9 protein-coding genes and 1 pseudogene are annotated in these 20,379 nt (G+C 67.6%); 5 read left to right on the top strand and 5 right to left on the bottom strand.

Translation table 11 applies throughout. From position 1 onward, the window contains the following. Positions 1-16: 16 nt before the first annotated feature. The gene (locus NFL01S_RS04970) at positions 17-1,615 is read right to left on the bottom strand and encodes a DUF2207 family protein (RefSeq protein WP_062971896.1); all 1,599 of its coding nucleotides are present in this window, start codon (positions 1,613-1,615) and stop codon (positions 17-19) included. A 401-nt stretch (positions 1,616-2,016) separates the two neighbouring features. Between NFL01S_RS04970 and NFL01S_RS04980 the strand changes: the two genes are divergently transcribed. Beyond that, complete coding sequence (locus tag NFL01S_RS04980) at positions 2,017-2,847, top strand: neutral zinc metallopeptidase (RefSeq protein WP_245670523.1); 831 nt, start codon at positions 2,017-2,019, stop codon at positions 2,845-2,847. Between the two features lies 1 nt (position 2,848). On the opposite strand, the gene NFL01S_RS04985 is transcribed toward NFL01S_RS04980, so the two are convergent. Both NFL01S_RS04985 and NFL01S_RS04990 read right to left on the bottom strand, forming a co-directional pair. Then, on the bottom strand, positions 2,849-3,544 hold the full coding sequence (locus NFL01S_RS04985; protein WP_062971899.1) for a TetR/AcrR family transcriptional regulator: 696 nt from the start codon (positions 3,542-3,544) through the stop codon (positions 2,849-2,851). Continuing rightward, on the bottom strand, positions 3,541-5,817 hold the full coding sequence (locus NFL01S_RS04990) for an MMPL family transporter (RefSeq protein WP_062971900.1): 2,277 nt from the start codon (positions 5,815-5,817) through the stop codon (positions 3,541-3,543). The genes NFL01S_RS04985 and NFL01S_RS04990 overlap by 4 nt, the downstream gene beginning before the upstream one ends. A 134-nt stretch (positions 5,818-5,951) precedes the next feature. On the opposite strand from NFL01S_RS04990, the pseudogene NFL01S_RS35190 reads away from it, so the two are divergent. From NFL01S_RS35190 to NFL01S_RS05010, 4 genes and pseudogenes are all read left to right on the top strand, one after another. After that, positions 5,952-7,532 (top strand): annotated as a pseudogene (locus NFL01S_RS35190) (DNA polymerase III subunit gamma and tau); the annotation flags it as partial. Between the two features lie 1,959 nt (positions 7,533-9,491). Then, on the top strand, positions 9,492-10,703 hold the full coding sequence (locus NFL01S_RS05000) for an acetyl-CoA C-acetyltransferase (protein WP_062971902.1): 1,212 nt from the start codon (positions 9,492-9,494) through the stop codon (positions 10,701-10,703). 35 nt (positions 10,704-10,738) lie between these two features. Continuing rightward, on the top strand, positions 10,739-12,889 hold the full coding sequence (locus tag NFL01S_RS05005; RefSeq protein ID WP_062971903.1) for a 3-hydroxyacyl-CoA dehydrogenase NAD-binding domain-containing protein: 2,151 nt from the start codon (positions 10,739-10,741) through the stop codon (positions 12,887-12,889). Between the two features lie 863 nt (positions 12,890-13,752). Next, on the top strand, positions 13,753-17,385 hold the full coding sequence (locus NFL01S_RS05010) for a serine/threonine-protein kinase (protein WP_245670541.1): 3,633 nt from the start codon (positions 13,753-13,755) through the stop codon (positions 17,383-17,385). A 1-nt stretch (position 17,386) separates the two neighbouring features. On the opposite strand, the gene NFL01S_RS05015 is transcribed toward NFL01S_RS05010, so the two are convergent. Beyond that, positions 17,387-18,703 (bottom strand): class I SAM-dependent methyltransferase, encoded by a 1,317-nt coding sequence (locus tag NFL01S_RS05015; protein ID WP_062971904.1) that lies wholly within the window; start codon positions 18,701-18,703, stop codon positions 17,387-17,389. Further along, the gene (locus NFL01S_RS05020; RefSeq protein WP_062971906.1) at positions 18,700-20,136 is read right to left on the bottom strand and encodes an FAD-binding oxidoreductase; all 1,437 of its coding nucleotides are present in this window, start codon (positions 20,134-20,136) and stop codon (positions 18,700-18,702) included. Before NFL01S_RS05020 ends, NFL01S_RS05015 begins: the two co-directional genes overlap by 4 nt. Positions 20,137-20,379 lie beyond the last annotated feature (243 nt).

Raw genomic sequence — 20,379 nt, forward strand, 5'->3', positions numbered from 1 at the left:
ACGCAGGGCACGCACGTCAGCGCGCCGAGAACACGCCTTCCACCGCGGTGATGAAGTACGGGAAGTGGCCGGCGAATCGGTGCAGGTCCCGGTCACCTTCGAAACCACCGAACCAGTACAGGCCGGGATCGTCGTCGGCGGACGGGTCGATATCGCGGAACGTGCGCACCCAGTTGTCGGCGCGGCTCCAGACGATCATGTAGGACAGTCCGCGGGAGAACACCAGTTCCCGGTCGCCGGCGGGAATCTGTGCGCTGTTCACCTGTTCCAGGCCCTGTTGCAGTCCGCGCACCTGGCCGGTGAGCGCGCGGCCGTAGGCAGTGCGGGTGGGCAGGAAACGCTGGGCCGCGAGCAGTCCGGCACCGGCAAGTGCGATCGCGACGCCCACCAGCGCGTGCCCGGAAAGCAGCGCCGCGGCGACGGTCACCCCGGCACCGAGCACGATCAGGGTTGCGCCGAGCCAGAGCGGTATTCGCCGGCGGGCCGGGTCGATGAACGCGCCGCGCTCGACCGCGTCGGCCAGCATCGTGCGGCGTAGCGGTTCGGTCGTGAGCCGGCCCGGGGATCCCAGATCGGCGACCGTGACCTCGTCGGTACCCGCGGGGAACAGGGCGTCGTAGACCGCTCGTTCGTACGGCCGGAGTTGTTCGTCGACCGGGTTGACCCGGACCATCCGCCACTGGGTTTCGCCGATGCGCCCGATCCAGAGGTAGTTGCGCACCGCCAGGTCGACGACGGTGGCGGCGATATCGGTGGTATCGGCGTGCCCGTCGAGCAGCACTCCCGCCTCGCCGGGCAGGATGCCCGCGGGGGAGCTGAACTGGGTGCGGCCCTCGGCGTGGACCAGGGGCTGCATCGGTTCGGCGGCACCGATCTGCCGGCGTGCCCAGATGAGGTATCCGGCGAGCGCGGCCGATGCGGCCAGCAGCAGGGCGAAAGCGATGAGGACCGGGCCGGTGATCGCGAACGGCGAGTTGCCGGGACCGCTGATATCGGCGTTCGCCGGTACAGTGCCGGGCGGGATCTGCAGCGTCAGGTCGACCGATTCGCCCTTGCGCAGGTTCGTCTGGTCCAGGTACAGCACCCCGTCGGGTTCGATGCGCACCTGGGCGCACGGCCGCGTGTTTCCGATCGGACCCAGCAGGCATTCCACGATGCCCATTTCGAAACTCGGACTGATCAGGCTGGCGTGGATTTCGGCGATATCGACGTTGAGCACCCCGAACCAGCGGAACACCTGGCTGCCCTCGGCGTCGCTGACCGTGTTCTGCACCGAGTACCGGAAGGTCGATTCGCCGGGCCCGGCTTCGATGGTGAACAGATCATCGGACACCTGCGCGGTACCGGGACCGGTCGTTTCGATATCGGTGACCGCGAACCGGCGTTCGGAATCCTCACTGATCTGCACCCGCAGCGGCAGGGACATGGTGAATTGTTCACCGGGCGGAACGGTCACCCGCTCGTTCACTTCGAGGACGCCCTCGCGGCTGAGGGTCATGTCCAAGTTCAGAATCACACCGGCGGGTTCCTGTGCCCGGGCGGTGGGCGTGAACAGGGCGAACAATCCGGTCAGTGCGAGTAGTAGCGCCGCGGCGCCCCCCCGAAAAGTGAGCATGGTCCGTAACTTTAGACAGCTTGCTATCCTGCGTCAGCGGCTGTTGGCGTTCCGAGAATTCGAGAGGTACCGGGGGAGTGACTCGACCACCTTATGAACGTGGACCGGTTCCTCCTGGCAGACAGCCGATTCCACCACACGGGCGGCCGCCGTACGGCCCGCCGCCGGCCCGCCCGCAGCAGCCGCTACCGCATGGTATGAGGCCGGGATACCCGGCCGCACCGGGGTATCCGCCGCCGCGGCCCGGTTATCCGCCGCGGCCGTGCCCGCCGCCGCAGCGTGGTCCGGTACCGGGCTACCGGCCGATCGTCGCCCCGCCCATGCCACCGCCGGTCCCGCAGCGGCCGCCGCGTGGCCGTCCGCCTCGGCCTCGGCGCGGTGGCGGCCGGACGCTGTGGATATTGCTCGCGGTCATCGTGTTCGTGCTGGCGGCATTGGTTCGCGGGGCGCTGGATTCGGGTGGCTTGAATGTGCTCGGCCCGCAGCCCGACCGTGGTTACGACACCGGTGTGACCGGGCCGTCCGAAACCGGTACGAATCCGCTACTCATCGATACCGGGGCGACCCTCATTCCGGCCGACTGTCCCTATACCGAGTGGTCGACCGACGAGGAAACGGCCCGCGCATTCTTCGGGAGCGCCGAGAAATGCCTGCAGGCGGCGTGGCAGCCGGTACTGGAAAACGCGGGATTGCCGTTCGAACCGCCGACCGTCGAGGTATCGGCCACCACCGAGGGGATTTCCACCCCGTGCACCGGCTCGACCAGTAATTTCGCCGCCTTCTACTGTCCGGCCAATCGCACCGTGTATATGCCGATCAGCCAGCTGCAAACCGACTACTACGGGGACAACTGGGTGGTCTATCTGTCGGTGTTCGCGCACGAGTACGGACACCACGTCCAGAACCTGTCCGGCATCCTGCTCGCGGCCAACGGTGAACGTGTCGATGTGGGTGCGCAGAGCCCCGAGGGTTTGGAACTGTCGCGGCGGGTCGAACTGCAGGCCAACTGTTTCGACGGGATGTACCTGGCGTCCTCGGCGGACGGCGGTTCGCTGACCGCCGAACAGATGGCGCAGGCGCGTATCGATGCCGACAACCGCGGTGACCGAAGCGGCGATATGCGCGATCACGGCACGCCGGAGAACGGCGGGCGCTGGTTCGGGCTCGGTGTGGAACACAATCGGACGGCGCAGTGCAACACCTTCACCGCACCGGATGATGCGGTGAGCTGAATCAGTCCGCGGCCGGTCCGGTGCCGCGCACCCGGTTCCGCAGGCGGGTGAGCCAGTCGGTCATCTCCGCCGGGCCCGCCTCGGGGCCGATCAATTCGGTGACGACGTGTCCGGCGCAGGCGGCGTCGAGCACCCGGCCGGCCACGGCCATCGGATCCCCCCAGGGCAGGAACGGTTTCGCCAGCAGCAGGGAGGCGATACCGTGCGCGGCCGCCCATAGTTCCAGCACCAGCGGGGTCGGGTCGCCGCGGTCGATCAACCCGTCTGCCATGGCCTCTTCGACCGTGGTCGCGAAGAAGCGGAAGGCACCACTGGTCAGCACGAGGTCCACCGCGCCGTGTGTATGGGTGGGGATAGTGGCCAGCCGGTACTGCTCCGGATGGTCGAGTGCGAATCGGACATAGGCCAGGCCGAGCCGGCGCAGGCGTAGCGGCGGCGGATCGGCCGGGTCCACCGCGGACTGCATGGCGGTGTTCAGCGCCTCGAAAACCTCGGCCACCGCGGCCTCGATCAACCTGTCCTTATCGGCGAAATGCCGGTAGATCGACGGGGCGCTGACACCCACCATCCCCGCGACCGCGCGGATGGATACGGCGTCGACACTGCCTGTGCGTTCGAGCAGTTCGCGCGTCGCGGCGAGGATCTCCGTTCGTAAGCGGCCACCGGTTCCGCGCGGTGACCGCGGCCGTCCGGTCATACCCGCACCGGTGGTTCGGCGGCGGCGGGCCGCGGTTCGGTTTCCTCGCCGAGCCCGAACCGGTTGTGCAGGCGGGCCAGTGGTTTCGGGGCCCACCAGTTGAGCGGGCCCATCAGTCGCATCAGCGCCGGTACCAGCAGGGCCCGGATGATGGTGGCGTCGGCCAGCACCGTCAACGTCAAACCCAACCCCATCAGCTGGATGAACGAGACCTGCGAGGTGGCCAATGCGCCGATCACGATGGCCATCAGCACGGCGGCGGCGGTGAAGATCCGGCCGGTGCGGGCCACCCCGATCGCGACGGACGCGGTGTTGTCCTCCGCGGCGAATTCGCTGCCGGTGCGGCCGGCACGCCGGCGCAGCCATTCCTCCCGGATCCGGGACAGCAGGAATACCTCGTAGTCCATGGACAGGCCGAAGGCCAGGCAGAACATGAGGATCGGCATGGTCGGCACCAGGTAGCCGACGGCGGTGAAGCCGAGCAGACCTTCGAGGTGGCCGTCCTGGAATATCCACACCATGGCGCCGAACGCCGCGGTCAGCGAAAGAGTGTTCAACAGCAACGCTTTCAGCGGCAAGATCACGCTGCCGGTGAACAGGAACAGCACGACGAAGGTGGTCAGAACGATGAGGAGTGCCGCCAGGGGGAGCCGGTCGGCGAGTGCGTCCAGAGAATCTTCGTTCATCGCGGCGGCGCCGGAGAACAACGGGGGTGCCGGTGCCGGTACCGCCCGGAGCTCCGTCAGTTGGTCGCCGCCGGCGGGGGAGAACGGGTCGAGAGAGGTGTTCACGGTCAGATAGGTGCCGGTGTTGTTGGCCATCCCCGGTGGGGTGGGCGCGAGCCGGTTACCGGAGACGTACACGCCCGCGCTGGAGAGCACGCCCGTGACATCGTCGACTTCGGACAATCGGGCCGCGTAGGCGCCGACTCCCTGTTCGTCCTGGTAGCCGTTCAGCACGATCGTGGTGTTGCCGCCCGGATCGGCCCGCGGGAATTCGGCGCGCACCTCGTCACCCACCTGCCTGCTGGCGGCGGTTTCCGGGAGGACGCGCTCGTCGGGGTAGCCGAATTTCACGGACAGGAACGGCGATCCCAGCGCCAGCAGCAGCGCCACGATCACCACGGATACCGGGATTGCGAACCGCATCACCCGGAGGACCATCCGGTACCAGCCCGTCTGTTCCGGAACCATCGCGCCCAGCGGCGCCGGCTCCCGTCCGAACAAGCGCAGCAGCGGTGCGCGCAGGTCCAGGGCATTCACCCGGTGACCCAGCAGTACCAGCGCCGCCGGCAGCACGATCACCGAGGCCGCCGCCGCGGCCACCACGACCGCCACACCGGAATAGGCGAACGAACGCAGGAAGTACAGGTCGAACACCAGCATCGCCGAAAGTGACAGTGCCACGGTGAGGGCGGAGAACAGTACGGTGCGGCCCGCAGTTTGCAAGGCGCGTACGGTCGCGGCGCGGGGGTCCAGACCGCCCGCGAGCTCCTCCCGGAACCGGCTGACGATGAACAGGCTGTAGTCGATGGCCAGCGCCAGGCCGAGTGCGGTGGTGAGGTTCATCGCGTAGATGGACACATCGGTGAACAGCGTGAACAGCCGCAGAATCGCCAGGGTGGCGGCGATCGCGAACAACCCGACCAACAGCGGCAGCGACGCCGCGACCAGACTGCCGAACACCAGTATCAGCACGATCAGGGTCAGCGGGATGGCCGCGGCCTCGGCGACCGCCAGGTCGTGGGTGATCTGTTCGTTGACTTCGTGGAAGGTGGCGGCCGCGCCACCCGCCCGGACGGTGACCCCGTCGGTTGTGCCGGTCACCTGGGCGCTTATCTCACCCGCGGCTTCCTGCATCTGCGTTTCGTCGCCGGCCAGGTGCACGGCGATCAGTCCGGAATTGCCATCGGTACTGCGCAGTGCCGCGGCCACCGCGGGCGAGGGCGCGGTCCAGTACGACTGGACGCTGGTCGTGTCCGGATGCGCGCGGATCGTATCGACGGCCGCCTGTGCCCGGGCCTGTACGGCGGGTGTATCGACCCCTTCTGGGGAGTCGACCAGCAGGATGTAGTTGGGTGCGGCGCCTTCGAAATTATCCGTGAGCAGTTCCGTGGCCTGCGTGGATTCGGCATCGGAAGAGACGAACCCGCCCGATTTCAGTCCCGATGCGGCGGTGGCGCCGAAAAGGCCGCACAGCAGCGCGACGGCCAATGCGCCGGCGAGTATCGCCCGCGGGTATCTCGTAACGAGTTGTGCGATTCGGATCAGCATGTGCAAGCCCCCGCCTCGTAGGTTAGTGGCGTTAGCGTAACGCTGTTAACACATCGATGGAAGACCCTTCCACCTGAGCGGTCGGCCGACGGGCCGAGCCCCCACCCGTCGTAGTCGCGCCCTACACTCTCCGCGTGGCTCTGTACCGGAAGTACCGACCGGCAACGTTCGCTGACGTAGTGGGCCAGGAGCATGTCACCGACCCGCTGTGTACTGCGCTCGATACCGGGCGGATCAGTCATGCGTACCTGTTCTCCGGTCCGCGTGGTTGCGGGAAGACCTCCTCCGCCCGGATCCTGGCGCGATCGCTGAACTGTGTGGAAGGCCCCACCTCGACCCCCTGCGGTACCTGCGCTTCCTGTGTTTCCCTTGCTCCGGGAGGCGGCGGGAACCTCGATGTGATCGAACTGGACGCGGCCAGCCACGGTGGTGTGGACGACACCCGGGAACTGCGCGATCGCGCCTTCTACGCGCCCGCCGAGTCCCGCTACCGGGTGTTCATCGTCGACGAGGCGCATATGGTGACCACCGCCGGCTTCAACGCGCTGCTCAAGATCGTCGAAGAACCGCCCGCGCATCTGATCTTCGTATTCGCCACCACCGAGCCCGAGAAGGTGCTGCCGACCATTCGGTCGCGCACCCACCACTACCCGTTCCGGCTGCTGCCGCCCGCCACGATGCGTGGATTGCTCGGCGATATCTGCGCCCAGGAGCATGTACCGGTGGACGAAGCGGTGTATCCGCTGGTCATCCGGGCCGGCGGAGGTTCCCCGCGGGATAGTTTGAGTGTTCTCGACCAGTTGCTCGCGGGCGCCGGTAGCGACGGCGTCACCTATACGCGCGCCGTCGCGTTGCTGGGGGTGACCGATGTGGCGTTGATCGACGATGCGATCGACGCGCTGTCCGCCGGCGACGGTGCCGCGCTGTTCCGCACGGTCGATCGGGTGATGGAGGCCGGCCACGACCCGCGCCGTTTCGCGGTAGATCTCCTCGAACGGCTGCGCGACCTGATCCTGATGCAGGCCGTACCGGATGCCACCGAGCGCGGTCTCGTGGCCGCCCCCGGCGACCTGCTGGACCGGATGCGCGATCAAGCCGCCCGGCTGGGTCCTGCGACGCTCACCCGTTGCGCCGAACTCCTGCATGCCGGCCTGGGGGAGATGCGCGGTGCCACCGCGCCGCGGCTGTTGCTCGAGGTCGTGTGTTCCCGCATGCTGCTGCCCGCGGCCGATACCTCCGATGCCGCAACTCTGCAGCGGCTGGAACAACTGGAGCGGCGGGTGGCTTCCGGAGTCGCGGCGGCTCCGGCCGGTGCTGCTGCGGAGCCCGCGACGCAGGTGTCCGGCGGTGCGCCCCCGGCACCCGCCCGTCCGGCTGCGGACCCGTCCCGCCGGCGTGGGGCCGAAGCGCTGGCGGCGCTGCGCGAATCCAAGACCGCGCACACATCCGGCAGTCCCGCCGACGGGGCCCCACCGGGCGCCCGCACGGCCGGTCCCGCTCCGCGACCGGCGGAATCGCATCCCCGGAACGAAACGGCCTCGGCGGCACAGGAGTCGGCCGATGCAACGGTCGCGACGCCCGGAGGTGACCCGCACCGCGCGCCTGCGGCCGGCCGGCCCGCGGGACCATCGCAGCCGACGGTGCGGCCCGATATCGCAGAACCCGGCAGCTCAGGGCATCCGCAGGACGCTTCGGAGGCCGGAGACAGGGGCCCCGGCGATGCGGGCAGTGCGAATAAGCGGGCGGAGACCGGCCCGGCAGATCATGCTGTCGCGCAGGCGACGCCAGATGATCGGGATCGTCCGAACGCCGGCACCGGTCCGGAAAACCTGCCGGGACCTCGGGCGTCAGTCGAGGATCGGGTTTCTCCAGCGGGAGGAGCCGGTGCGGACGAGCGTGTGGGTGCTCGGACGGCGCCCGGCGGCCAGGATCGCGTGCGGACCGGCGCTGAGGGAGGCCCGGCGGGAGCGCGGGCATCAGCCGGCGAGCGGGATGGCCGGACCACCCAGGTCGGTGCGGATGTCCGTGCGGGGGCGCAGGCGGGCACCGGTGATCGGGATCATCAGGGTGCCCGAGCCGGGGAGGAAGATCGTGCGGGCGCGCAGGCGGCCGGTGACAGGGGCCGTATGGATGCCGGCTCCGGTGCGGGAGAGCGGCCGGGAACGCAGGCGTCTGCTGGTGAGCAGGATCGTCCGGCGGCGGGAGCCGGGGAGGGAAGTCGTGGAGGTGCTCAGGCGGCCGGTGGCCAGAATCGCGTAGTTACCGGCGCCGATGCGGGAGACCGGCGGGAAGCGCAGGCCGATGCTGGTGAGCGGGGTCGTCCGGCGGTGGGGGCCGGGGAGCGAGGTCGTGCGGGGGCTCAGGTAGCGCTTGGCAGCCGGGATCGTGCGAGTGCCGACGTGGCCGAGAGCGGCGGCGTGGGTGATCGGGGACTTGCGGCGACGGGCGCGGGCGTGGACAGTTCCGCCGGCGATCACGATGGCACCCGTCGGCCCGATGGCGGATCGACCGCACCCGCCGGGCCGGCCGGCGCGGATACCGACGCCGAATTGCTGGCGGCCGTCGAGGCCGCCTGGGCCGAGATCAAGGTGAAGGTCCGGGAATTCGGGCCGACCATCGGCGCGATGCTCACCTCGGGGGCATCGGTCGCCGGGGTCGAGCAGGGCGAGATCGTTCTCGCTCACCACGCGGCACTGGTGCAGCGGTTGTCTCAGCCGCAGCCGATGGGGGCCGTCCGGTCTGCGGTCGCCGCGGTGCTCGGGCACGAACATCCGGTGCGCTGGGTGGTGGCCGGTCAGCAGGTTTCGCGCGGTCCCGGGGGCCGGGAGCGGGGCGGCCGGCGGTCCGGTGATACCGATTCCGGTGATTCCGAAGGGGGGCGTCGAGGCGGTCCGCGCCGGACGTGGACCGGCCGGCCCGGCGCCGGTGACAACGAAACCGCCCGCGGGGAATCCGGCACGGAAGCCGCCGGTGCCGCAGGAACCGCGCAGTCCGGTGCCGGTAGCGGGGAGCCGAACCGTGCGCCGAGTGCGTCCGGTAAACCGGCTCCCCGGTTCTCCCGGCCCAGTCAGGCCCGGGGGGCCGCGGCGACCGGGGACCCCGGTTCGGCGGGACCCGGCAATTCCGGCGCGGGCGCGGCCGGGAATCCCTATGACGACATACCGCCACCGGACTATCCGGACCTCCCGGACGACCCGGGTCCGGACGATTACGGTTACGGATCCGGTGCCGTTCCGGCCTCCACTCCGGAGGAGGAGCAGGAGATGCTCGCCGACGCCGCGCGGCCGGTCGATCCGGGCCAGCGGCGCGATCCGGACGAGGTCGCTCTGGAATTGCTGGCGAGTGAGCTGGGCGCCACCCCGTTGAATGGTTGACAAGCACCGGCTCGACCACGTTAAGTTAACCGGAGTTCGCATCCGGCGGTACTATGGGCGGGTGGCTGCGGACTTCCGCGAGACAAGGTTCTATGGTGGGCCCTGACGAGCGGGCCGCCGGATACCCGTCCGCTGGTTCGTGCCGTGGTTTGTACAGCGTATGCCCGCGCGGGTTCTCCGGCCCGCCGGCGCTCTGCCAACTGAATACGGACGGTCGGTCGAACGGCCGGTCGGCGAGGTAACTCGCGTCTGCTCCGCCAGGTGCGGGCGGGCGTATTCCTAGGAAGGAAACACTCCGATATGACCACAGAGGCCTACATCTACGAGGCCATCCGCACCCCGCGCGGCCGCAACAAGAAGGGGTCGCTGCATTCGGTCAAGCCGATCGATCTCACCACTGGCCTGGTGCAGGAGCTGCGTAACCGCTTCCCGAACCTGGACGAGGACCGTATCTCGGATCTGATCCTCGGTGTCGTCTCCCCGGTCGGTGACCAGGGCTCCGATATCGCCCGCACCACCGTGCTCACCGCCGGCCTGCCCGAAACCGTCGGTGGTTTCCAGCTCAACCGCTTCTGCGCCTCGGGCCTGGAAGCCGTGAACCTGGGTGCCCAGAAGGTCCGTTCCGGCTTCGACGACCTGGTCATCGCCGGTGGCGTCGAATCCATGTCGCGCGTGCCGATGGGCTCCGACGGCGGCGCCTGGATGCTCGACCCGGCCACCAACTACGACACCTACGTCGTACCGCAGGGCATCAGCGCCGACCTGATCGCCAGCATCGAAGGCTTCTCCCGGGACGATGTCGACGCCTACGCGGTGCGCTCGCAGGATCTGGCCGCCAAGGCGACCACCGGCGGCTATTTCGCCAAATCCATCGTCCCGGTCAAGGACATCAACGGCCTGACCGTGCTGGACCGCGACGAGCATATGCGTCCCGGCACCACCATGGAGGATCTGGCCAAGCTGAACCCGTCGTTCGCCGGTATCGGTGAAATGGGCGGCTTCGACGCGGTAGCGCTGCAGAAGTACCACTTCGTCGAGAAGATCAACCATGTCCACCACGGCGGCAACAGCTCCGGCATCGTCGACGGTGCCGCGCTGGTCCTCATCGGCAGCGAAGAGGCCGGTAAGGCCTCCGGCCTGACTCCGCGTGCCCGCGTCGTCGCGACCGCCACCAGCGGCGCCGACAGCACCATCATGCTCACCGGACCCACCCCGGCGGCGAAGAAGGTGCTGGCCAAGGCGGGTCTGACGATGGACGATATCGATCTGTTCGAGATCAACGAGGCCTTCGCCTCGGTCGTGCTGAAGTTCCAGAAGGATCTGCAGATCCCGGACGAGAAGCTGAACGTCAACGGTGGTGCCATCGCCATGGGCCACCCGCTGGGGGCCACCGGCGCCATGATCACCGGCACCATGGTCGACGAACTGGAGCGCCGCGGCGCCCGTCGCGCCCTCGTCACGCTGTGCATCGGCGGCGGTATGGGTGTGGCCACCATCATCGAGCGCGTCTGACCCTCCCGACTCGGATTCAAGGAGATAGAAAAACCGTGAGCGAAGCCAACATGATCGGTTGGGAGAAGGATTCGGACGGCATCGTCGTACTGACGATGGACGATCCGAACCAGGGCGCCAACACGATGAACGACCTCTACAAGAAGTCGATGACCGAAACGGTCGACCGGCTGGAGGCCGAGAAGGACGACATCACCGGTGTCGTGCTGACCTCCGCGAAGAAGACCTTCTTCGCCGGCGGCGATCTGAAGAACATGATGCAGGTCGGCCCGGACAACGGTCCGGAGCTGATGGAAGAGCTGGGCGAGATCAAGTCGGCGCTGCGCCGGCTGGAGACCCTCGGCAAGCCCGTCGTTGCCGCAATCAACGGCGCGGCGCTGGGTGGTGGCCTGGAAATCGCGCTGGCGACCCACCACCGGATCGCGGCCGATATCCCCGGCGTCGTGATCGGCCTGCCCGAGGCCACCCTCGGTCTGCTGCCCGCCGGCGGCGGCATCATCCGCACCGTGCGCATGCTCGGCCTGCAGAACGCGCTGATGCAGGTGCTGCTGCAGGGCCAGCGCAACAAGCCGGCCAAGGCCAAGGAGATCGGCCTGGTCGACGAGCTGGTCGGCTCGATCGACGAACTGGTGCCCGCCGCCAAGGCGTGGATCAAGGCCAACCCCGAAGGCGGCGTGCAGCCGTGGGACAAGAAGGGCTTCAAGATCCCCGGCGGCACCCCCGCCAGCCCGGCGTTCGCCGCCCAGCTCCCGGCCTTCCCGGCCAACCTGCGCAAGCAGCTCAAGGGCGCGAACATGCCCGCCCCGCGCGCCATCATGGCCGCGGCGGTCGAGGGCTCGCAGGTCGGCATCGACGATGCCTCGCTGATCGAGTCCCGCTACTTCGTGCACCTGCTCACCGGGCCGGTCGCGAAGAACATGATCCAGGCGTTCTTCTTCGACCTGCAGACCATCAACAACGGTGGTTCGCGGCCCAAGGATGTGCCCAAGCGCGAGATCAAGAAGATCGGCGTGCTCGGCGCGGGCATGATGGGCGCGGGTATCGCCTACGTCTCCGCCAAGGCCGGCTACGAGGTCGTGCTCAAGGACGTCACCATCGAGGCGGCCGAACGCGGTAAGGGCTACTCGGAGAAGATCGAGGCCAAGGCGCTGTCCCGGGGCAAGACCACCGAGGAGAAGTCCAAGGCACTGCTCGACCGGATCAAGCCGAGCGCCGATGTCGCCGACTTCGAGGGCGTCGACTTCGTGATCGAGGCCGTCTTCGAGAGCACCGAGCTCAAGCACAAGGTGTTCCAGGAGATCGAGGATATCGTCACCCCGGACGCGCTGCTGGGCTCCAACACCTCCACTCTGCCGATCACCGGTCTGGCCGCGGGTGTCAAGCGCGAGCAGGACTTCATCGGTATCCACTTCTTCTCGCCGGTCGACAAGATGCCGCTGGTCGAGATCATCAAGGGTGAGAAGACCTCCGACGAGGCCCTGGCCCGGGTGTTCGACTACACCCTCGCCATCAAGAAGACCCCGATCGTCGTCAACGACAGCCGCGGTTTCTTCACCTCCCGCGTGATCGGCACCTTCGTCAACGAGGCGATCGCCATGCTGGGTGAGGGTATCGAGCCCGCCACCATCGAGCAGGCCGGTTCGCAGGCAGGCTACCCGGCCCCGCCGCTGCAGCTGACCGATGAGCTGAACATGAAGCTCATGCAGAAGATCGCCCGGGAGACCGAGGAGGCTGCCAAGGCCGGCGACGCCGCCATGGGCACCGAACGGCATCCGGCCATCGACGTGGTGGATTACATGGTCGAGCAGGGGCGCCCGGGGCGTCTCGAGAAGGCCGGTTTCTACGAGTACGACGAGAACGGCAAGCGTCTCAACATCTGGCCGCAGCTGCGTGAGCACTTCAAGACCACGGCCGGTTTCGGCGTGCCGCTGCAGGACCTGATCGACCGCATGCTGTTCGCCGAGGCCATCGAAACCCAGAAGTGCTTCGACGAAGGCGTGCTCGAGTCCACTGCGGACGCGAATATCGGCTCGATCTTCGGTATCGGGTTCCCGGCCTGGACCGGTGGCGTGCACCAGTTCATCGTCGGCTACCCCGGCGGCCAGGAAGCCTTCGTGGCCCGCGCCGACGAACTGGCCGAGAAGTACGGTAAGCGCTTCGAGGTCCCGGCCTCGCTGCGCAAGTAGTCCCGGACCGGACGAACAGTCCGATTCGGACGATCGGCACAGCCCGCCCCGCCTTTCCGTGGGGCGGGCTGTGTTTTTTCGCGGCTCCTCCGGTGCCGAACTCTCGGGTTTCGCTGAGCTCGCGGAACTGCTCGGTGTCTCGACCGGGTTCACACCACGCCCTGGAGTAATTCGCTCCGCTCGGCGTGTCGCCGAATGTGTTCGGTTGCGGCCGACCTCGGAAGCTTCGAAGGTTCGCCGGGAATCGGCAACGGCCGGGCCGGGGCGACCGATACATCTATTGGGATCGGAACGCGACCCGGGCAGCGCGGCCGGTTTGTTGTCGGATACCAGGGATATACCTTTATCAGCCGGCTTGTCCGGGGGCCGCCCGGTAAGTGTGCCGCCGAGCAGCGCGACGGTGCCCGGCTCGCCAGAACTACATACAGGCCTTCGCCGACCAGCGTGTTCAGCGGTTGCGCGGGGCGGTGAACGCCCTGCAGAGAACTCAACACGCGAGCAAGGAGGAAAGCCGCGCATCCGGGTATTGCGCGCGCTACGTTGGAAGTGGATACCGGAACGGCGCCGCGGCGGCGTACTCCACCGCAGCCGGTTCGTAACGAGTGCGAGGTGGTGAGATGATTCCACGAACGCGTTCGGGCCCACCGGGCCGCGAATCGGAGGACTCCTACGCCACTGCCGCCGCCGAGCCGGAAAGCACTGGGGTGGAAAGCGGTAGGTCCGGCCCGGGAGCTTCGGAACAGGCGGCGCATCCGAGCACCGAGGAGCCTCCGGAGTACGGTGATGCGGCTCCCGGCAGCACCGAGTCCGGCAGCGATGACCCCAGCGGAGCCGACCCCGACAGCGGTGGCCCCGAGCCCACGATGGCGGTTCCGGGACCGGGACCGGAGACCGCGGGCGCCGAACCGGAGCGCATAGTCGAGGACTTGGCCGCCATGGGGCTGACCGAGGCGCAGGAGATCGGCCGCGGCGGCTTCGGCGTCGTATATCGGTGTGTGCAGCGGGCACTGGACCGTGTGGTCGCGGTGAAGGTGCTGTCGTCGGACCTGGACCCGGAGAGCCGGGAACGCTTCCTGCGTGAAGAGCACGCCATGGGGCGGCTGTCCGGGCATCCGAATATCGTCGACATCCTGCAGGTGGATGTGACAGCCAGTGGCCTGCCGTTCATCGTGATGCCGTTCGCGACGCACGGGTCGCTGGAACGCCTCGTCCATGACCTGGGGCCGCTGAGCTGGGCCGATACTCTCCGTGCCGGAGTGAAACTGGCCGGGGCGATCGAGAGCGCCCACCGGACCCGCATTCTGCACCGCGATGTGAAACCGGCCAATGTGCTGCTCAGTTCCTACGGCGAACCGCAGCTCACCGATTTCGGGATCGCCCGAATGCCCGGCGGTTTCCGCACGTCGGACAGTCAGATCACCGGCTCGCCGGCGTTCACCGCGCCCGAGGTGCTCAAAGGCGAGGAACCCACCGTCCGATCCGATGTGTACGGACTGGGCGCGACATTGTTCGCTCTGCTCACCGGTCATGCGGCATTCGAACGGCAGGCCGGTGAACGGGTGGTCGCGCAATTCTTGCGGATCACCACGGAATCGGTGCCCGATCTCCGTGACCAGGACATACCGGCCGATGTGGCCGCCGCCATCGAGGAGGCGATGGCGCAGGACCCGCAGGACCGCCCGGTCTCCGCCTACGAGTTCGGTGAGATGTTGCGAGAGGTTCAGATAGCGCACGGCCAGGTCCCCGACGATATGGCGTTACTGGACCCGGAGATCACCGCGGTGGAAACGGGGCCACCGGCGCACGACCGGCAGCCGCCCGCGGTGACCGCCCGCCGCAGCTGGCCGTTGCTGCCGCCGACGGCCGCCGGCTGGTTGAGCGGCACCGGCGAACGTCCACGGAGGACCACCGGCGAGACCGGTCCGCGCGGCAGCACTTCCGGCCGGCGGAAAGCGGTGTCGGGCGCGCAACGGCGGTCCCCGGCCACCCTGCCGCCGAGCCCGGCCACGAAGTTCCGGCCGCCGACGCCACCCCGGGAGCCGGTGCGCCGGCCCCGGCTGCTCGATATTCTGCGCACCGGTGTGGAACGCCGGCTCACCGTGATCCACGCCCCCGCCGGGTTCGGTAAGAGCGTGCTGGCGGCGCAGTGGCGCGACGAGCTGGAGGGGCTCGGACTACCGGTCGCCTGGATCGGGATCGACAGCGGCGACGACCACGAGGTCTGGTTCCTCGCACACCTCATCGAGGCCATTCACCGAGTACGGCCCGATATCGGGACGGGTTTGGGGCAGATGCTCGAGGAGCGGCCCGCGGATTCGGTCACCATCGCGGTATCCAGCCTGATCACCGAACTACACACCAGCGGGGAACCGGTAGTGGTGATCATCGACGACTGGCATCGGCTTTCCGACCCCGGCGCGAAACGGGTGCTGTCGAGCCTGCTGGACAGCGGGTGCCACCATCTGCGGCTCGTGGTGACCAGCCGCGATCCTTCGGAACTTCCCATCGGCCGGATGCGAATGAACGACGAACTGGTGCAGGTCGATTCCGCGCAGCTGCGGCTCACCCGCGCCGAGGTCGGGGAGATCTTGGTACGCCGCAACGGTTTCGCTCTCGACGACGAGCAGTTGGATCGGCTGTACACCGCCACCGACGGCTGGCCCGCGGCGATCCAGTTGATCAGTCTCGCGCTGCGCGACGACCCCGATCCGGCCGTCCTGGTGGAACGCCTGTCCGAGGGCGGGCACGGTATCCGCGAATATCTGGCCGAGAACGTGCTGGACGCCCTCGAGCCCGAGATGCTCGACTTCCTCGCCGTGATCGCGGTGGCCGAGCAGGCGAACGGTTCGCTGGCCATCGCGCTCACCGGCAACTCCGAGGCGCCGCGGCTGCTGGAGCAGGCCGAGCGGCGCGAGTTGTTCGTGCGGCGCGCCGATGACGAACCGGAATGGTTCCAGATGCAGCCGTTGTTCGCCGAATATCTGCGTGCCCGCCTGGACCGGACGGATCCGGGCCGGGTGAAAACCCTGCACCGCCGGGCCGCGCGCTGGTATGCCGAACACCAGTTGCTGCGCCGCGCGGTGGACCATTCGCTGGCCGGGACCGATTTCAAGACGGCGCTGGACCTGCTCGAGAACGGCGGGATGGATCTGGTCGACGGTTCGCGGGTCGCGACACTGCTCGGTTCGGTGTCCAAGCTGCCCGTCCAGCAGGTGGCCTCGCGGTCGAAGCTGCTGATGGCGGTCGCGCGGGCCAATGTGAACCTCCAGCAGTCCAGCGCGGCCCGGTCGGCGCTGAGCCGGCTGTCGAATGTGCTGTCCCGGAGCCCGGAGGGCGACGGGGAAGTGCGCAAACAGCGCTGCCAGGCCGATGTACTGGCGGCGGCCGACGAGATCTCGCACGACCGCTCCGCGGGGGTACTCGAACAGGTCGCCGAATCACTGCGCCACCCGAGCGAACTGCCCGCCTGGACGGTCGCCACAGCGGCCAATATCCACGCCTACGTGCGAATTTGCGAATTCGACTATCGGGCGGCGAGCGAAATGCTGGAGTGGGCGCGACCGTATCAGGAACGCTCCCGCGAGCCGCTCGGCGAGATCTTCGCCTGGTGCGGACGCGGTCTCATCGCCTACGAACAGCTGGATATCGCGGTGGCGCTGAGTGCCTACCGGCAGGCTTACAAAACGGCTCAGATGCGGGCCGGGCCGCGTTCACACGGGGTCCGGGCCGCCGCCGGACTGCTCGGAGAGCTCGAATACCGGTGCGGTGATCTGGCCGCAGCCGAGGAACTGTTCGACGAGTCCTACCAGCTGGTAGCACGAGTCGGGCCGATCGAATCGCTCATCGCCACCATCGTGACCGGCGCGCGGGTGAAGGCACTGCTCGGTGATCTACCGGCGGCCGCGGTGCGGCTGGCGGAGGGGGCACGGATCGCCGCCGACCACCAACTGACCCGGCTGGCCGCGCAGATCCGGGCCGAGCAGTTCCGGCTGGGCGTGGTCGCGCCCGATCGCGCCCCGGAAAGTACCGCGGCCGTCGCCGGCGACTTCCTCGAACCCCGCCGCGAGCCCGAGCGTCCCGCGGTGCCGTCGGTGCTGGATATGGAGGCCGGCGAGATCGCCACCATCCGGGCCCTGCTGGCTGGTGGTACCCGGCAGGAACACGAACGCGCGGCCAGGCATGCGCGGGCACTCCAAAGCCGCATACGGGAACAGGGGCGGCCCCGCGCCGAGCTGGACCTCTCGCTGCTGCTCGCCGAATCCCTGGCCGCCGCCGGCTGGGTCGGCGAGGCTGCCGCGCTGCTGGCGCCGGTGGTCGCGACCTGCGCCGAACTCGGCTGGACCAGGCCGCTGCTCGATGCCGGTCCGGCGGTCCTCGAGATCCTGCGGGTCCTGCGCGACGATCTACCGGTATCCACCCCGGACGGGACGGACACGGTTCGCACGCTGGGTGAGAACCGTGTCCCGATCCGTTTCCTGGACGAGCTGCTGAGTTGATCTAGGGCTGCCACCAAGGCCGCAGCGGTACCTCCGGTGTGCCGGAGCTGCCCAGCTTGACGCCGAGTACCTGATGCAACTGCACCACGTTGCGCTCGAACCCCAGGCGGCTGCCCGCCATGTACAGCCCCCAGACCTTCGCGGTGCCCTCGCCGGCTTCGGCTACACAGGCGTCCCAGTTGGCCACGAGGTTCTTGCACCATTCCGCGAGGGTCAGCGCGTAGTGTTCGCGCAGGTTCTCCTCGTGCAGAACCTCGAGTCCGACATTCTGGATATCGCTGATGATGCGTCCCGAGCCGATGAGCTCCCCGTCGGGGAAGACATACCGGTCGATGAAGTCTCCGGCCTTCGTGGTGCGGGTGTTGTCCGGCCGGGTGATGCAATGGTTCAGGAACAAGCCGCCGTCGCGCAGTTTGCTCTGGATGAACCGGAAATAGGACGGGTAGTTGTGGACGCCGATATGCTCGGTGAGTCCGATCGAGGACAGCGCGTCGAATTGGCCCTCGGACACATCGCGGTAATCCGAATGCCGCACCTCGGCGAGATCGCTCAGTCCTTCTTCGGCGATCTTCTTCTGCGCCCACGCGGCCTGTTCGGCCGAGAGGGTTGCCCCGATGACATGGACTCCGCGTTTGGCGGCGTAGCGCACCATGCCACCCCAGCCGCAGCCGATATCGAGCAGCCGGTCACCTTCCTTCAGCCGGAGCTTCTCGAAAACGAGCCGGTACTTGTTCTCCTGGGCCTGTTCCAGCGTCCAATCCCGTTCGCCGTAACACGCACAGGTGTAGGTCATGGAAGGACCCAGCACGTACTCGTAGAAGGTGTTCGAGACGTCGTAGTGATGGTGGATGACCTCGGCATCGCGGGTCTTGGAATGCCGCAGGCCCTCCATCGCGATACGGCGCCACCGCGGCACCGTTTCCTGCGGCGGCGGCGGTACCGGGCGTAGCCGCTCCCAGCCCAGCGAGCGGGCGATCGCCACCAGCGAAAGCGCCGACGGGCGTTTGAACTTCAGGTTCGTCATCGCCGCGAGGATCTCGTAGGGATCGCCGGGGTGCACACCCGCGGCGTCCATATCTCCGGCGATGTACGCCCGGGCCAGGCCGAGATCACCCGGCGCGTTCGCGAGATAGTTGATACCGCGTGGATTGCGGATCTCCAGCGCGAAATCGGATTCCACCGGGCCGGTGGTGCTGCCGTCATAGGCGGTCAGCTTGATGGGAACATCGCCGTCGACCAAGGTCTCGACGACTTCGGCGATACTGAGCCGGGTGCCCAGATCCGCGAGAGCATCGGATCTATCCTTGAATGTCGTCATCTGCGTTGCACCGCCTTCGAATACAGATCCAGCAGGCGCTGGTCGGGATCGTAGCGTTTCTTCAATTCTTTGTATCTCTCACCGCCGTACAGGGCGGCAAACTCCTCGGGCTCGTAATATGAATCCGAGTACAGGGATTTGTGTCCGTCGAATTCGGTGACGGTTTTCTCGATGGCGCGATTTGCCGCACCATCTATCCGGCCGGGCGATTTGGGCACCGCCGACCAGAAGCCTATGTTCACGTACGTCCGGCCGGTTCGTAGCGGATACAGCGGCCAGGGCTGCGTTCCGGTCGCGGCGCCGGTATCGCGCAGTCGCAGCGGGCACAGCCAGATGGGTTCGATGGGAATTTCGCGCAGGAACCATTCCATGAAATCCGCGGTACGTTCCACCGGGACCTCGATATCCTGGACCACACGCTCCTGCGGTGGATTTCCTTTACGCGCCTCGAGTTTGTCGCCGATGTTGTAGCGGTGGTCGAGAGCGATAAGTTTCCAGTAGAAACTGCTGCGGCGGTAGCGTTTCGGCCAGAAGCGGCGGATGTTCGGGTTCTGCGTACCGAACGCGCGCGAGCACCAGAACCAGTCGGTATCCCAGCGCCACAGGTAATCGTGGATGGTGAGACGGTCCCGTTTCGGCGCGGGACCGTCGTGCTGGATGGACCGGTAGTAGATATCCATATCGGTGTAATCGCTGATGGGCCCGGGTTCGTCGGTCTGCCGCCCCAGCGTCAGGTAGCTCTCCCCGGCGCTGAACACCACACCGTCCAGGTAGTCGACGGCTTCCCCGTCGTGGCTGCGCTCCAGCACGATCCGATCCAGCGTGGCCTCGAGCTCACGCAGGTCATGGAACCGCAGATGCCGCAGGGCCACATAAGGGGGCACCGATTCCAGTTCGATCTTCAGGCGGGTCGTGTAACCCAGGGTGCCGTAGGAGTTCGGGAAGCCGCGAAACAAATCGGCATCCGGGCCGTCGGGGGTGATGGTGATGATTTCTCCCGCGCCGGTGAGCACCTCCATCTCCAGCACCGATTCGTGCGGCAGGCCGTTACGGAAGGAAGTGGATTCGATCCCGAGCCCCGTGACCGCACCGCCCAGGGTGATCGTCTTGAGCTGCGGAACCACCAGCGGGGCCAGCCCGTAGGGCAGGGTGGCGGCCACCAGATCCTCGTAGGTGGTCATTCCCGCGACCTCGGCGGTTTTCGCCTGCGGGTCCACCTCGATCACCCGGGTCAGGCCCGAGACGTCCAGTCCCGGTGCGCTGTTCTTCGCCCGCGCCCGGAACAGATTGGAAGTCTTCTTGGCCAATCGCACATCGGCATCGGCCGGGATCGCATGGTAGCTCGCGAGCAGGCGGTCGACACCTGCCCGATATGCGGAGAACCCGGATTCATATGCGGCCGGACCGTGGCCGGCCTTCCCCAACAGACTCATTGCCACGTCTAGACGCTAGTCCTACATGGTCTTGGTCGGCCAGCGCAGGGGGTTCATCCAGATTGAAATGTCACATATTTGTGTCATTCGCAGGCCTGCGTGCGTGCGAGTCCGGCCGCGTGGACGAACCAAAACCTTCAAGGCGCCGTGCCGAACACGGCGTCACCGTTCGGTACGTTTGTTTCGAGTGGGCTCCGAACGTCCGCTGTGTTATCCAATGTGTAACCGTTTCGATCGGCTTTG

This window comes from Nocardia flavorosea NBRC 108225 (genome assembly GCF_001613385.1).
GTDB lineage: Bacteria > Actinomycetota > Actinomycetes > Mycobacteriales > Mycobacteriaceae > Nocardia > Nocardia flavorosea.

Coding starts and splice junctions, on each gene's coding strand:
- NFL01S_RS04970 (WP_062971896.1), bottom strand. CDS start 1,615: ATGCTCACTTTTCGGGGGGGCGCCGCGGCGCTACTACTCGCACTGACC.
- NFL01S_RS04985 (WP_062971899.1), bottom strand. CDS start 3,544: ATGACCGGACGGCCGCGGTCACCGCGCGGAACCGGTGGCCGCTTACGA.
- NFL01S_RS05020 (WP_062971906.1), bottom strand. CDS start 20,136: ATGAGTCTGTTGGGGAAGGCCGGCCACGGTCCGGCCGCATATGAATCC.
- NFL01S_RS04990 (WP_062971900.1), bottom strand. CDS start 5,817: ATGCTGATCCGAATCGCACAACTCGTTACGAGATACCCGCGGGCGATA.
- NFL01S_RS05010 (WP_245670541.1), top strand. CDS start 13,753: ATGGCGGTTCCGGGACCGGGACCGGAGACCGCGGGCGCCGAACCGGAG.
- NFL01S_RS05000 (WP_062971902.1), top strand. CDS start 9,492: ATGACCACAGAGGCCTACATCTACGAGGCCATCCGCACCCCGCGCGGC.
- NFL01S_RS05015 (WP_062971904.1), bottom strand. CDS start 18,703: ATGACGACATTCAAGGATAGATCCGATGCTCTCGCGGATCTGGGCACC.